Annotated in this window: 11 protein-coding genes; 9 read left to right on the plus strand and 2 right to left on the minus strand. The window is 40.8% G+C overall.

Annotated elements, in window-relative coordinates:
- Nucleotides 1–742: 742 nt before the first annotated feature.
- From HCZ42_RS16585 to HCZ42_RS16625, 9 genes are all read left to right on the plus strand, one after another.
- On the plus strand, nucleotides 743–1999 hold the full coding sequence (locus tag HCZ42_RS16585) for a site-specific integrase (protein ID WP_167421873.1): 1257 nt from the start codon (nucleotides 743–745) through the stop codon (nucleotides 1997–1999).
- A 94-nt stretch (nucleotides 2000–2093) separates the two neighbouring features.
- Nucleotides 2094–2477 carry a hypothetical protein gene (locus tag HCZ42_RS16590; protein WP_167421875.1) on the plus strand — a complete coding sequence of 128 codons (384 nt, stop codon included), beginning with the start codon at nucleotides 2094–2096 and terminating at the stop codon, nucleotides 2475–2477.
- Between the two features lie 12 nt (nucleotides 2478–2489).
- Complete coding sequence (locus HCZ42_RS16595; RefSeq protein ID WP_167421877.1) at nucleotides 2490–2936, plus strand: hypothetical protein; 447 nt, start codon at nucleotides 2490–2492, stop codon at nucleotides 2934–2936.
- 987 nt (nucleotides 2937–3923) lie between these two features.
- Nucleotides 3924–4136 carry a hypothetical protein gene (locus HCZ42_RS16600; RefSeq protein ID WP_167421878.1) on the plus strand — a complete coding sequence of 71 codons (213 nt, stop codon included), beginning with the start codon at nucleotides 3924–3926 and terminating at the stop codon, nucleotides 4134–4136.
- 593 nt (nucleotides 4137–4729) lie between these two features.
- Nucleotides 4730–5206 carry a hypothetical protein gene (locus tag HCZ42_RS16605; protein WP_167421879.1) on the plus strand — a complete coding sequence of 159 codons (477 nt, stop codon included), beginning with the start codon at nucleotides 4730–4732 and terminating at the stop codon, nucleotides 5204–5206.
- A 19-nt stretch (nucleotides 5207–5225) separates the two neighbouring features.
- Nucleotides 5226–5516, plus strand: a complete 291-nt coding sequence (locus tag HCZ42_RS16610; protein WP_167421881.1) for a hypothetical protein — start codon at nucleotides 5226–5228, stop codon at nucleotides 5514–5516.
- 204 nt (nucleotides 5517–5720) lie between these two features.
- Complete coding sequence (locus HCZ42_RS16615) at nucleotides 5721–8651, plus strand: DNA polymerase (protein ID WP_167421883.1); 2931 nt, start codon at nucleotides 5721–5723, stop codon at nucleotides 8649–8651.
- A 274-nt stretch (nucleotides 8652–8925) separates the two neighbouring features.
- A complete protein-coding gene (locus tag HCZ42_RS16620) occupies nucleotides 8926–9882 on the plus strand; it encodes a hypothetical protein (protein ID WP_167421885.1) in 957 nt (318 codons plus the stop codon).
- Nucleotides 9875–10327: a hypothetical protein gene (locus tag HCZ42_RS16625; RefSeq protein ID WP_167421887.1), complete on the plus strand. Its 453-nt coding sequence runs from the start codon at nucleotides 9875–9877 to the stop codon at nucleotides 10325–10327. The genes HCZ42_RS16620 and HCZ42_RS16625 overlap by 8 nt, the downstream gene beginning before the upstream one ends.
- 48 nt (nucleotides 10328–10375) lie before the next feature.
- On the opposite strand, the gene HCZ42_RS16630 is transcribed toward HCZ42_RS16625, so the two are convergent.
- The gene (locus HCZ42_RS16630; protein ID WP_167421889.1) at nucleotides 10376–11593 is read right to left on the minus strand and encodes a DNA methyltransferase; all 1218 of its coding nucleotides are present in this window, start codon (nucleotides 11591–11593) and stop codon (nucleotides 10376–10378) included.
- A 2-nt stretch (nucleotides 11594–11595) separates the two neighbouring features.
- The gene (locus HCZ42_RS16635) at nucleotides 11596–12909 is read right to left on the minus strand and encodes a TRM11 family SAM-dependent methyltransferase (RefSeq protein WP_167421891.1); all 1314 of its coding nucleotides are present in this window, start codon (nucleotides 12907–12909) and stop codon (nucleotides 11596–11598) included.
- Between the last annotated feature and the right edge of the window lie 497 nt (nucleotides 12910–13406).

A 13406-nucleotide genomic window follows, 5' to 3' on the forward strand; every position in this document is an offset into this window, starting at 1 on the left:
TGTAGCTCCAATTGGCAGAGCAGCGGATTCCAAATCCGCGTGTTGGGAGTTCGAATCTCTCCACCCCTGCCATATTTTCCCTTAGGGGATATAGAAAGCCTCAACTTCGGTTGAGGCTTTTTGCTATCTAGTGTTATGAAAAATAGATACTTCCCGATCTTCCACCCATACCTACCCGAAAATCCCCATCAGAATCGCTCCATACAGCTTTCCAAATTTCCTTCTGGTTCATATCCTGTCTTTTCAGCTTCAACCTCGTGGTGAGCTATACCGCTATGAATAGCGCTTGCGGCTGCCTGGGTTGAATATTGCCAATGAACAACTTTCATAGAAATTCGGCGCTGGTATGGTCCATATCCGGTCACATGAATACTGTGCACCTTACTAACGTGACGGTTAGCTCGTTCCCAATGACAGTGATGAAAACCCGTGGGGTGGGGGCTTATCGCAAAATTTCAATCCTTGTTATTGGTACTGTAGAAGTACCGTGATTCCAATTCTCTGATGACCTTGTGATGATTGTGTCTACGATTGTTACTCTGATGCCAACGCAAATGACAGCAATATACATTGCTACAATCCACATCTGAAATAGATCTCTCAGCCCAGTGATACCAGTATATTGCCATTGATCCTGCCAACGATTCTCTGCGTCCTGTTAGTCGGTGAACTGGGGGGTAATAATCATCGTTAGAGACATATATGAAGATTTAGTGTGACTAATTAAAGGAGTCTTCATGTCATGAAAGTTAATCGAACGATAAACCTGACCAATTCAGTCGTGAGATCGTTAAAGCCACCCTCTGCTGACTCACGTTCTAGTGATATCGAATGGTCTGATGGTAGGGGTGATAACAGTGTTATTGGTTTAAAGGTCTTGGTGGGTAAGACAGGGAACCGTCGTTTCTTACTACGATACTCATCCAGAAATTTGAAATCCAGTGGTAAATCCAGTCGTAAGGCAAGTATTTCACTAGGCCGTTTCCCTGATCTCTCGGTAGAAGAAGCTAGAAAGAAAGCCCGTAAGCTAAAAGTACAGATTGCTGATGGAATTGACCCTAAGATTGAACGTGACTCTCGTTCTGCCGTTGTGATGCCTGATGTATATACCTTTTTCCACGAGACTTATTTGCCGTGGGCGAAGACTCGTAAGAAGTCATGGAAAGATGACGAAACCCGCTTCTTGAGATGTAAACCAATCTATAAGATCCAGATGGATAGACTGTCAGCTCATGCAATCATGAAACTGCAGTCCCACTTGTCGACGGAAACCTACAAAGGTAAGCCTTACACAGCTAGCACGAATAATAGGGTCATTGCACTCGTGAAGGGGATTTGCTCACTTTCTGCACGCGTTTTAGATACTACGAACCATGCAACCAAGGTTAGTCTTTTGCCTGAATCGGGATCGCGGGATAGATTTCTTAATGTCGAAGAGACTGCTTTATTGATAAAGGTTTCCCGAACCTACTATTGTAAAGTGAAAGGCAATCTGATTGCGATGCTGTGGCTTACTGGTTGTCGTATATCTGAGTTACTTGAGAGGAAGTGGCAAGACGTTGATTTTGATAATCGTACGCTTTTCATCAAAACCAGTAAGAATAAGAAATCACATCAAGTCTATTTGTCGAACCTAATGCTTGAATTACTCTCGGAGCTTAGGGAGTTGAAGCAACCTGGCAATCCGTATGTGTTTCCCGGTAGTCGAGAAGGGACACATATCTCACCACCACGGAAAGCGTTTAAGTTGATACTAGAACGCGCTGGTATTGACCCTGAAGGCGTCGTGTTCCATACCGCGAGACATTCTGTAGCGAGTAACCTTCTGAACTCTGGGTTAGATATTACGTCGGTGCAACGCGTCCTAAACCATGCTGACATGGCCAGCACGTTACATTATCGGAAATTTGACCGTACTGCCCTAGAGCGTGGAGCGAATGCCTTGTCTGAAATGGTGGAACGAGCTAGTGAGAACCTAGCGCTACCCGAACCTAAATAGGTTAGGAACAGATATCAATTAAATGTGTAGCCCCTGAAGAGTTAGCTCTATTCAGGGGCTTTTTTGTATCTGTAATTTCAGTTGGAGAAATGGAATGAAAGTAGTGAAAAGCATTACCGAGGTTGAACAACTTGAATTGCCTATGCCAGTTAAAGAGCAATTGATGCATCAGCTTTTACTTCCTTGGTCAGGGGATCGTTATGAAGCTGAGAAATTTTGGGAAGAAGTATCCACGTGTCTGATTTTGATTGAGCGAAGTGATACTGACCATGACTTAGCTGACGTTGATGAAGAAACGAATGTTCTTCTGTCTTACGCGTTAGAAAATCCTGAGTTTGTTATTTTGCTACCGGATGATCTTGATCCACATGTGATGGCTTTGTGTGTCCATGCAGACGATGGTAGCGGCAGCTACGTTGTGGGTTCGACGAGCAATGAAACTCAAGCGATTAAAACGTTGAAAGTGATGGCTGAATAAGGAGGAATTTGTATGAGCCGAGATAATGTAAAGCAAGATGTTGAAGTGGTTGAAGCTAGCCCGTTTACAGTTGTTAAGAACGGTAAAAGTCCGAAGCTAAGTCCAAAGTCTAAAGACTTTCTACAGTATGAAATTGCCTTGCATGGGGATGATAAAGAATTTTACATCAGAGTCGCTGGTAACTCATCGTCGGGATTATTCTCGAAGGCTTGGATCAGGTTGGAAGATATTTTTACTTTACTTGATGATCAGGTAGGTAAAACGATGAAGTCTGCCATCTTTAAATCACTTGTATCTGGATCTAGCAGCAATTCAAGCGGGTTCTTAGCAGCGATATTGCGAACGATCTCTATTCTTGAGCCTGTACCCGATAACCTATTCCTCCATCGCGTTTCCGAACGGTATGAGACTGTTAAAACGGAATTACGTGCTTTAGCTTCTGATGGGGACCCGAAATAGCTAATCCAATGTCTGCGGTTTGATTGAGTGAGAACTAAAGCTGTATTGCCGTTATTAGTATTTCGATGGACAGGAAACGGACCAGAACAGTTAAGGTGAATCGAGTTCGGTGTTGCTGCTTGTCCATTGTTTTAGCCATGGCAATGATTGATGTGCTTTCGAGGGATAACTGATAAACCAGACCCAAGTTTTGTACATCCGTTGCTCTTTGATGGGGTCATTTCGGTGTCATTGAAGCTTCCAATGCCGAGAAAGCATTGGAAACGGTATCAGGTAAAACTGTTATTCCGACTAAGGTTGATGAGTGGGTTTCTATCAGGTTTAACCATCAGATTTTCCATGATATTTCCCAATATATTGCACTCAGCCCGGTGGCAGATTATTAATTAGTTTTTAAACCTCGTGCGAAAAACAGCACTATTTTCGGTGTTGCCATATCTCGTAAGGGTTCTTCGATTGGTTAGTTCGGTGCTTAAGCTTATTGCGCATCGAAACTTTTAAAATTGGTACATAGTGGCAATTTCAAGATCGCTTCCCTCTGTACTGGATGAGGAAGTGATCATTATGCAATGGGTGGTTACTACTAGCGAGATTAGCCATCTTGAAAGTTAGGTTCCCTTACAGAGCTTAGGTGCGGGATCAAATTGCTTGAGCTAACCCGAATAAAGAAACGTGGGATCTTCTAACCATGCTTACCATTCTGGTTGAGTCAATTTTCTATGTTCCAGTGTTACTCGAATCGCAATGATTCAACCAAGTAGATAGCACAATTGGGAGCAAAGCTGACTTACTTTACCGAGTACCGAATCTTGCCTTGTTCTTCCGTCTATACGGTTATCGCAGCTGATAACACTTCCTTTTGTATTAACCCTCACGTCAGCAATATCGCTGAATAACCACTTAACAACGTCAATCTGGGATGCCTGAGCATAGCTGTGGCTGTGCATTCCAATATCTATTCGCAACTCTAAGAAACAGGAGAGGTCTATGAAATTAAACAGAACTACAAATGCCGTATCGGTTTATTACCCTGACCGTGATAGTCCAGTGAAATATGAAATCGAACTAAGTGAGTCTGGTGCTCGTAAGGGTATGGTCATTGGTGGAATGATAGGCTCGAAAATCCCCCATCCCATTGCATTACCAGCCTCGATTGCAATCGGTGGGATCTTCGGTGCCATTTGGGGGAAGGCTGACTAAAGCAATGGTAGGGATGTATCGTCCCTACTTTTTTCGGTGCGGTTCGTAAGCGTGGTTTGCCTAGAACGCCTTGTTTTGTATGGGATATAGAGATCAATTTCAGTTCTTATAATGCAATGCGTATGTATTGCTGATGTTCATTTCTCAATGTTGTGGTGATAGCTACGAGATTGATTGAGGCACTGAATGGTTTCATGATAACGGCAATGTACCCATTGCTATCTACAGGTTTTGATATTGACCCTGAAACCCCGTCAATCCCACCCTCTACTCCCATTTCCTGTAACTACTTTTCTCAAATGTTAGTTGCATCTTTTAAATGAATTGCACACAAAACAACCAAACGAGCCGTGTATTAAATTTTTTTATTATGCGTCATGACTTGATAGTTAGGCATTGTTCGGCTGCTTTAAAAATAAGCAAAGATGGTTTGCGTCAAGAATAAGCCTCAAAACTTCTTTATCGATATATCCATAACTGCCTACCTGATTTTTTATGCAATTATGTGGTGTTTTGCTGCTTAGTCATGCGCTTGAGAGCGGTGTTTTATTGCGTTAATGTCTAGCTTCTTTAAATAACCGAGGGTAAAAAACATGGCTCGTACAGCGAAGAAAAATCAACGTGGATACGTCGAAACACCGGATAGTAACCTGATTGCGGTTAGTCGTACCGTAAGTGTTATCCGTGTTGATGAACGATTCATCTTATTGGATAAGAAAGGGCAGTCCATTAGTTACACTGAGCTAAAGCTTGATGAAGAAGGTAAGACTCCAACTGATGCAGACATTTGCACCCAGAAGATTGTCGATGCGTCTAAAGCCGATCCTCTTCTGCATTTAGGGCGTGGCAACTATGTCCGTTGTTCAGCTATTGAAGCGGTTGAGAACCATAGTGGTAGTGACTACAAAGGTCTGCTATTTCGTGGCGAGGGCGATGCTATCTTGGCATTTCTTGCTGTTCCTACGGGGGAAGTTCGTGAGCAGGTAGTCAGTCAAATCCATGCTGCTATCGAAAGCTATCAATCAGGCAAGTTTGTGCAGCCTGATTTAACTGAAATTTTTAACGATTAATCTAATAGGAGTGAGAATAATGAATATTGATAACCGAGCTAACCTAACTCAGCTATTAACTGATGTGAAAGACGCGGTATTTGCATCTGAGCCGAAGCGCTTTACAGGTAATGCTGATTACTTTGCTGGGTTAGTTGGTGCTGTGATTGACTGTTGCAGTTATGAGTTGGGCGACCGTGAATACCTGAAAAATGGAGTGGCTTACCGCCTAAATACCACCTACGATAAGCAGGGTAAGAAAGTGACAAACTGGGGCTACAAGCGTGTCCTTAAAGTGGTGGAACACACCTTTAATTACGTGAATAAATAGGAGTCATACGGCTGCAAGCTGGCTTAGCTCGCCATCGCCTACGTGCATACTATTCTACAGCTGCCATTCTTTAACTAGTCTCAACAGAGCATCAGTCGCCTAAGCGCACTCCATTATTACCAGTCATTACATATCCGATTACCGACGAAGCCGTCCGGTGAGGGATTGCTTCGTCTTTATTTCACCAGTGTAGGGTAATTGAAGATGGGTAGTATCGAAAAAACGATTAAGAAGACAAATATCATTGAGGAAACGAGTAAGAGTGGCTATCAGATCATGCGCGAAACGGATCTAGAAATAGGCGAGTCATTAAGCTCGATATTTACCGATAATCGTTCGTACTTATTGGATGATCAAGTCGCTAAATTTAAAGCTGAAATGCGGGATCGTGAACAGGCTAAGAAGGTCATCGACGAACAGTTGAATCGATACTATGAGGGGTTGCGCTCTGCACCTTGGGCGGCAATTCGTGGCAAGGGTAAGGCAGTTCATATCGCGATTGATTCAGAGTCGGTCTATAACCCTGAAACGGGTAAGAACGATATTCTCTGTTATTCCTACAGCGTCCAGGTTGGCGATAAAGTCTTTAATGGCGTGAAGCATACCGAGATGGCCAAGCTGATTAAACAGTGTCGCGAGCAGGGTCTAACGAAAGAAGAGGAAATGGCTAAACGCAAGCAGTTAGCTAACAGCAAGAAAGGTTACAAGATGAACTTCGATAAGTTCATCCAAGAGCTGTTAATTAAGGCTAAAGCGCGTAAATTCATCGACGAGTGGCCAGAGTATACCTTTATCTACGCTCATTTCTTACGTGCTGATATCGCCTCCTTTGAGGAGTTTTGGAGTATCGGAACCAATAGTAAAAATCATAAAAACTCGTTTACTGCGGTGCAAGGCTCCATCACATCAGGCCGTGGCTCTTACGGCATTGATTTACAGTCGATTGGGCGCAGCAAGTACAAGTTGGAGAACACTAAGTTCTACTCGAATAACAATGCCATTGAAACCAAGGTTCGTTTTATCGATACCATGTTGCTGAGCAGCAAGGCATCTCTGGACGATATTGGTGAGCTGGTTGGCATTCCTAAAATGACATTACCTGACAATATGATCGCGCACATGGATGATTTGTATTGCAGCGATACCAGCTTGTTTAATCGTTATGCGGTTCGTGATGCCGATATCGCGCTCAAGTACGGTTTGGAGATGCAACGTTTCGCTCTGGTAGATATGCGTGAAGATACAGGGTTAGAGCTGAAGCAATTGCCTTCTACGCTTGGTAATTTTGCCGTATCGCTGTTTAAACACACGTGTGGTGGTGTTAAGAAGATGCACGATTTCTTAGGGTATGAAAAGCGTAAATGTCAGTACTTTAATGTACAGAGTAATGCGGCACGAAACTCAACGATGATAACTAAGACGGTAAGCCGTGAGTATACGGATGCGCTAGCAGTGAACTGCTTTTATGGTGGTGCGAACTTTGGCGCGTACTTCGGTATTTCAGAACTGGGTGACTATAACGATTATGACTTATCTGGAGCGTACACCACAGCACTAGTGGACTGCCTCTGCCCAGATTATGAAAATAGCTTTGAATCTAAGAATATCGAAGACTTCTTAGGTCATACCATGGGCTTTGCCTACGTGCGTTTTCGCCATGATGAGAATGAAAAATTTGGGCTACTGCCTTGCCGTACTGATTTGCGCGGTATTTATTATCCGCTTCAAGGTGAGACATATGTTACCGCACCAGAGTTGCAATTGGCTCATGATGCTGGTGTTGATATCGAGATTCTTCATGGCCAGATTATCCCATGGAAAGTTGGCTCCGCTTCCCAGTTTAAAGAGTTCACTAAAATCATTCGTAAGCAACGCGCCAAGTATAAGAAAGAGGGCGATGAGCTGAAAAACGCCCTTTGGAAATTAATAGGGAACACCTTATATGGAAAAGTGGGGCAGGGGCTTCGTGAGAAATCAGGCTTTGATTTATCCTCAGGATTAAGCAGCAAGATACCTTACTCACCCGTGACTAATGCACACGCAGCGGCTCATGCGACGGGTTTTGTTCGCGCGACCATGATGGAAGTTATTCGCAAATTGGTGACGCATTATGGTGATTCTGGCGTAGAAATTGTCAGTGCTACAACGGATGGTTTCCTTACTAATGCCACTCCCGAACAGTTAGACAATTGCATAGATGGGCCGCTCGCGAAACGCTTCCAGCAAATCTGCACTGATGTTAGCGGTGAAGGTATGATGCAGTTGAAGCACCACGCTAAACAAATTGTGTCGATGAAAACTCGTGGCCAATTAACCGCTGAATTAGGTAATACCAAGCCCGTCTGTGCTAAAGCAGGTGTTAAGCCACCTAAACATGTTGATGAAAATGAGTGGATGGTGATGCTGTTCTTAGACCGCTATCCGGGGCAGAAGGTAGAACGTAAACATTTGGCGTCTGCTCGTGATATGTGGCTTAAAGAAATGGATTTGGTAAGTATTCACACTAAGCAAACTCTGAACCTCGAATATGATTTTAAGCGTCGCCCTGTAAATCCTCGTATGGTGGAAGTTCGTCACCCTAAAAGCGGTGAAATGGTAGAACACTTATCGTTCGATACTATTCCATGGAGAACCGTTGATGAGGGGCTGGAGGCGCGTACTTACTTCGACGAATGGCGCGTAAACAACTGCCTCAAAACGATCGAGGACTGGGAAAATTGGATGGACTTTTACAAGGTTCGTAGTTACCTCAAGGGTACTGGTGTGAAATATCTGGAGGACGGCTCAGAGGGCATTTTTAAGGTACAGATGTTACGAGCTATCACTCAGGGTAAATGGGGGCTACCAGAGGCTCCGAAACGCGCTCCGAGAGGTCATTACGATAAGATGGTCACTAAGTTTGAAGAGAGTGGTATTATAGGCATCACCAAGCAAGATTTGGCTAACTCGAAGGGACGCAAGCTACTAGAGTCATCGTTACCTATCACAGTACGTATGCTTCCACTTCTATCTTGGTTTGTTCGTGAGTACCCGATGGTGGATCTGACTTTGATTTTCCACCCTGACGAGGTCCAGGAGGCGGTCTCGATGCTTGAAGAATATAATCTAAACCATACTGAAAAACTCGCAGCGTAGTATCGCTAAACACTTACAAAGCCAGATTCCGAAAGGGACCTGGCTTTTCTTTCAATTATTGATAGTAGCAATGTAGTGGAACGATTGCTTTTGTTTATCTGGTGCGTGCTGGTGGATTCGCTATCATTAGGCAGTCTCACTTATAGCATTAGACTACCAAGTTTCTTTTTATCAAACATGTATCTATCTGAAGTAATGTTGATTTTCATCGCTTGCTACTTATGATGCGTTCTATATGATACTGCATTAACATAGATGCGTTGTGAGGTATAGTATGGTAACTGTATGGGCTGAATCACCGGAAGAAGCTAGGAATTTCATTCAAAATGTGTACGGAAGAGCGGATCTTCCTCCAATATCTGAAATCAGAGTAGCTAAGAGATCTCCGAACTCTAGAGGTAATAATTATCTAGGAGGTCAGTACTATGTCGCTACAAATGATGATTATGTAGATGTTACCGATGAGGTTGTTGAAGCGCCAATTAGAGTGAAAGAGCTTGTTCAATGGTGTACTTGTGACATCATGCTATCAATAGATGACGAGCCTGTATGTGTGATTGAGGATACTACTCATATTGTACGTATGAATGTTTTTCAGCGAGCCCCTCGTATTATCAAAGCTGCACAATTAGGCGTCCATGCAATTATTCTGCAAGGTACTTATGGTCTGGATCTAAGGCTTGGAGGTGATAATTGGGCCGTATATCGTTACATGCTGCCTTTTCAAAAAGCAAACAAAATACATGGCAACACTCTAGTTTGCCCCGTGCTATATCTACCTGATGAACATTCACAAGATCAGGCTGAGCAGAGAGTTTCTGAGATTCTTTATAGCATTTTTAATGCTCCGAAACGTGTTAAAGAGATAAAGATTGAAACTGAAAAAGAGCTTGATGATATAATTCATAACGGTTTTAATGGTTATATTGCCCCTCAGATACCATCAATTGAAGTACTGGATAACGAGGTTATAGTTAAAATCGGTGCGAAGCCAGATAAACCTAGTTGGAAAACTAAAGGTAGCGGGCAAATGGATCCTTACATTGGAATGATTGCAGCTGCTAAGTATGCTTATTGTTATAATGAGTTTGGTGATAGAACTCGTGATCTTATAGTTGAATTCACTTTTCTCCCTGAAGGCTTCTTTTATTTTGATGGGTGGGAAAAAAGCACCTCATTATATAAAAGGCTTGCTTTTGAAATTGCAGATGAGGTTAGATTTCTTGGCTAATATAATTGTTGATCAATCTCATTGTAACTTTCATCTATGCCGATGGCTTGAAAACAATGATTATAAAATATTATTTAAAGATGCCGGAAGGGTTACGAGAGGAGGGCGAGGTATTCAAGGAGTTATGCTTTCATTTTTTGAATCAAACTCTATGCCAATACCAGATATCGTGGCTGTAAAAGGAAGACATACCTTAATAGTTGAAATAGATTCGACTTTAAGTAAAGCGAGAGATAGTTTGAATAGGTATTTGAAGAGAAGCCTTTTCATCTCTGACTTTGTTGTAAAAACATTAAAGTTAGAAGAAGATATGGAACTTAGAGTCGCATTTTGTAAAACAGGAATAACAAAATCAGACAGTAAAGCGGTAAAGTCGGTGAGAAATGAAGGGTTTGATTGCTTTTACTTCCCTATAGCTCGAGAGCCCGAGTTTTTTGCCAGCTAGTGATATATAAGTCGAGAGTGACTATATAATCACTCTCGAAAATGCATTTTACTTTCTAGAAAATATTAGAACATGCTCTTTTTTTCCAGCTTCACCAGGTGCATTAGCTTTTCTAGATTTTAGACTCCCATACATTCCATGATGTGGCCCAGGAATATCAATTGATTCAATGCATTCAATAGTTTTCCATCCCGCTTCATCGGCACATTCAGATAAAATCTGATTTGTATCAACTAGTTTTCCGTAAACAACTGATGGAGCATTAATTAAAGCTATCTTCGCATCATTATTTAGTGCTCCGGTTAAGTTGTTGAATATAGATGTCATATCTGCTGTATAACGTTCAACATCATCCTTTTTCCTTCTCAAATGTCGACCAATTTCAGTTTCTTCATAATCATCTAACTGGAAGTCCATCCAGTAAAATCTAAACTTGTGATATAAAGCATAATCCCATGACATTAAGTATGGAGGGGATGAAACTACTAGATCAGCTTTAGTTGAATGTCCTTCAAAGGTATTTCTCGAGTCAACATTAATGGTTTTTAAAGAGAGTCCGTTGTTAAATAATATACTGTTTTTGTTATCGTAGCTTTTGAAACTCTCTCGTTTAATTCCATCTAACTCGATATTAAAACTAGCAGCACATTTGATGGTGTTTTCAATGCTCTTTGAAAATAAAGATATCGTTTTACCTTTATAATCATCCTTCTCAATTGCAACATAATTAGATTCACCTTTTTGGTTAGATGATCTTGTTATTATTGCACTAAATGAAATCCAAATGAAATTTAATAATGGAGATGATTTAATATCATCTTCGATTTCTTTAATGTGGAACTTAATAAATGATAACTCTTTTAATGAGTTATCAGTAAACCATTTAGAAACCCCTCTTACTCTAGGCATTGAGGGGATAAGATTTAGATAATCATCAAAATTACTTACTTGTTTGAAATTATTTTCAATCTTTAATTTAAAATCATTAAGCTTGTCAATTTCTTCATCTAATATACCCATGAGCTTACATGTTGATATAAGACAAGCTAACTGGCTACTATCCCATCCGATAGCCGATCTATTGTTAATAATTGCTTCATGCAATACTGTACCGCTCCCAGAAAAAGGATCGAGTACAATGTCTTTTTCTTTGGATAGATGAAGTATTAGACTTGAAGCAAGTGCAGGGTCGACCTTTCCAAAATACGGGTGGATTGGCAAGGAGCTTGATACATGTCTTTTGGGTGATATATCTTTAAATTTCATAATTAATTAAATACAAAAACAATTTCATTTTTAATACTGCCGCCTGCACTATTTCGATTTAAGCGCATCCCACTTCTGTTGTTAATAACATGGTAAAATTTATTTTCTACATTAAACCCTGCGTCAACAGCCAAGTCTTGAAGTAGCTCTGCAGTTGGTACATTTATATTACAAATATTATTGTATTCACCAACCACAAATGTCATTTTTCCACCTTGCTTTAATACTCGCCTCATCTCAATGAAAAAACCTTTCATTAAAGTAAAGTATTGCCATACTACATAACTTCTATTTTTAGATGTTGTAGTATTTATTTTCCTTAATTCTTCAATTAAATTTTGTATTTTGGTGTTGCTTTCAAATGTAAGATCTTGTTCGTAATGTTTTACTCGCACCGCTCTTTCCGTTACACCAATATACTCATGACAATGCTCTTTAAACTCTTCTGGCTTAACTAGGCCTAATGCAAACATTGAATATTTATGTGCCATTGTATAGTCAATGGCATTTATATATGGTGGAGAGGTTACAACAATATCAATACTGTTTTTTTGTAGTTTAGTATCTGTTGCACTAGCTTTTTTAATATAAAATTCAGGTTTGCTATTTAAATATTTCTTTGAAGTCTCTAGGTGGCTGTCAATTAATCGCTTTGTAGATTCAAAGTACACTTCATATACTTCAGGTATAACCTTATCTTTAATTTTTTTTACTTTTATCTGATCTTCATCTAAGTAAGAACATTTTTTAATGATTGAAGATAAGCTTGATAATAAGATGTCCTTTATCTCTGTATCAACTAAAGCATGGATAGATTTTCTAATAGCTATAATCTTTGCGATGTCATTCGGTTCGAACCAATTTGACCATGTTTTATCCATGCTATGGCAATTTTTGCCAATGTTGCCTTCGAAATCTAGAGTCAACTGGTAGTCGAGTGTTGCTGCGTTATGTAGAACTTCCTGTAAATTTTTATAGTATTCGTTAAGTTTGCTTTCAAAAATCGTGGAAGTCTTTGCTTTAGATATTTGAATTGCAACATCACTAATGTCAGTACCAATGACACGAGCTCCGTGCAATCCAGCTTCAACAAGAGTTGTTCCTGAGCCGCAGAATGGATCGAGAACAGTAATGCTTTTAGAGTCACCAGCTTGACTCAATGCCCATTTCGGGAATTGAGGTATAAACTTTGCTGGATACTTGTGATGCCCATGGCTATTACCAATAATCTGTTCTTTTGATAGCTTGTGGAACATGTAGAACCCGCCATTTTCGGGAGTAGCAGGTATCTCACAAATTTTGTCAATAGTATGCATTGTGTTCTTCTTACTTTAAGCTGTTTCAGGCGTTAGTCAGATATTGCCCAAACACTGTTTTAATGTACAGTATTTTTGTCATAACGGTTATACCAAAAAACTGACGAATTTTTATCCTATCTATTAACTCTTTGATATTTTTAAGCACAGGCTTTAGGGGGCGTTATGATAACACATCACGCTAATCTCGTTTGACTGGTTTGTGCAGGTATGACTAAATTTCAAACCCTGTTAATGATAGGAGTGCAGTGCAACTACTATTACTGATTACCAGAGTATCATTGTGTGACAGGTGTCTCGCATGATTTACGGTGGGATGCTTTTACCAATAGCTGGTGGAGTGGAATAGCAGCAATGTATCCATTGCTATATACATAGTCGGAAATTTAGCTCTAAGCCTTGGTGTGATGGTAGTTGGTTAGGATTCTCGATATGGCTTGTCGATGAAATTCCGTGGTGAGTGCGTAACAGTCTATCAGCTTGCGAAATTTCCATAC

It is taken from the genome of Vibrio hepatarius (assembly GCF_011806575.1).
In the GTDB taxonomy this organism is placed as follows: domain Bacteria; phylum Pseudomonadota; class Gammaproteobacteria; order Enterobacterales; family Vibrionaceae; genus Vibrio; species Vibrio hepatarius_A.

What these genes read in the sequence shown, in the direction of transcription:
- HCZ42_RS16620 (WP_167421885.1), top strand. Translation starts at nt 8,926, where the DNA reads ATGGTAACTGTATGGGCTGAATCACCGGAAGAAGCTAGGAATTTCATT.
- HCZ42_RS16610 (WP_167421881.1), top strand. Translation starts at nt 5,226, where the DNA reads ATGAATATTGATAACCGAGCTAACCTAACTCAGCTATTAACTGATGTG.
- HCZ42_RS16590 (WP_167421875.1), top strand. Translation starts at nt 2,094, where the DNA reads ATGAAAGTAGTGAAAAGCATTACCGAGGTTGAACAACTTGAATTGCCT.
- HCZ42_RS16635 (WP_167421891.1), bottom strand. Translation starts at nt 12,909, where the DNA reads ATGCATACTATTGACAAAATTTGTGAGATACCTGCTACTCCCGAAAAT.
- HCZ42_RS16585 (WP_167421873.1), top strand. Translation starts at nt 743, where the DNA reads ATGAAAGTTAATCGAACGATAAACCTGACCAATTCAGTCGTGAGATCG.
- HCZ42_RS16600 (WP_167421878.1), top strand. Translation starts at nt 3,924, where the DNA reads ATGAAATTAAACAGAACTACAAATGCCGTATCGGTTTATTACCCTGAC.
- HCZ42_RS16615 (WP_167421883.1), top strand. Translation starts at nt 5,721, where the DNA reads ATGGGTAGTATCGAAAAAACGATTAAGAAGACAAATATCATTGAGGAA.
- HCZ42_RS16595 (WP_167421877.1), top strand. Translation starts at nt 2,490, where the DNA reads ATGAGCCGAGATAATGTAAAGCAAGATGTTGAAGTGGTTGAAGCTAGC.
- HCZ42_RS16630 (WP_167421889.1), bottom strand. Translation starts at nt 11,593, where the DNA reads ATGAAATTTAAAGATATATCACCCAAAAGACATGTATCAAGCTCCTTG.
- HCZ42_RS16605 (WP_167421879.1), top strand. Translation starts at nt 4,730, where the DNA reads ATGGCTCGTACAGCGAAGAAAAATCAACGTGGATACGTCGAAACACCG.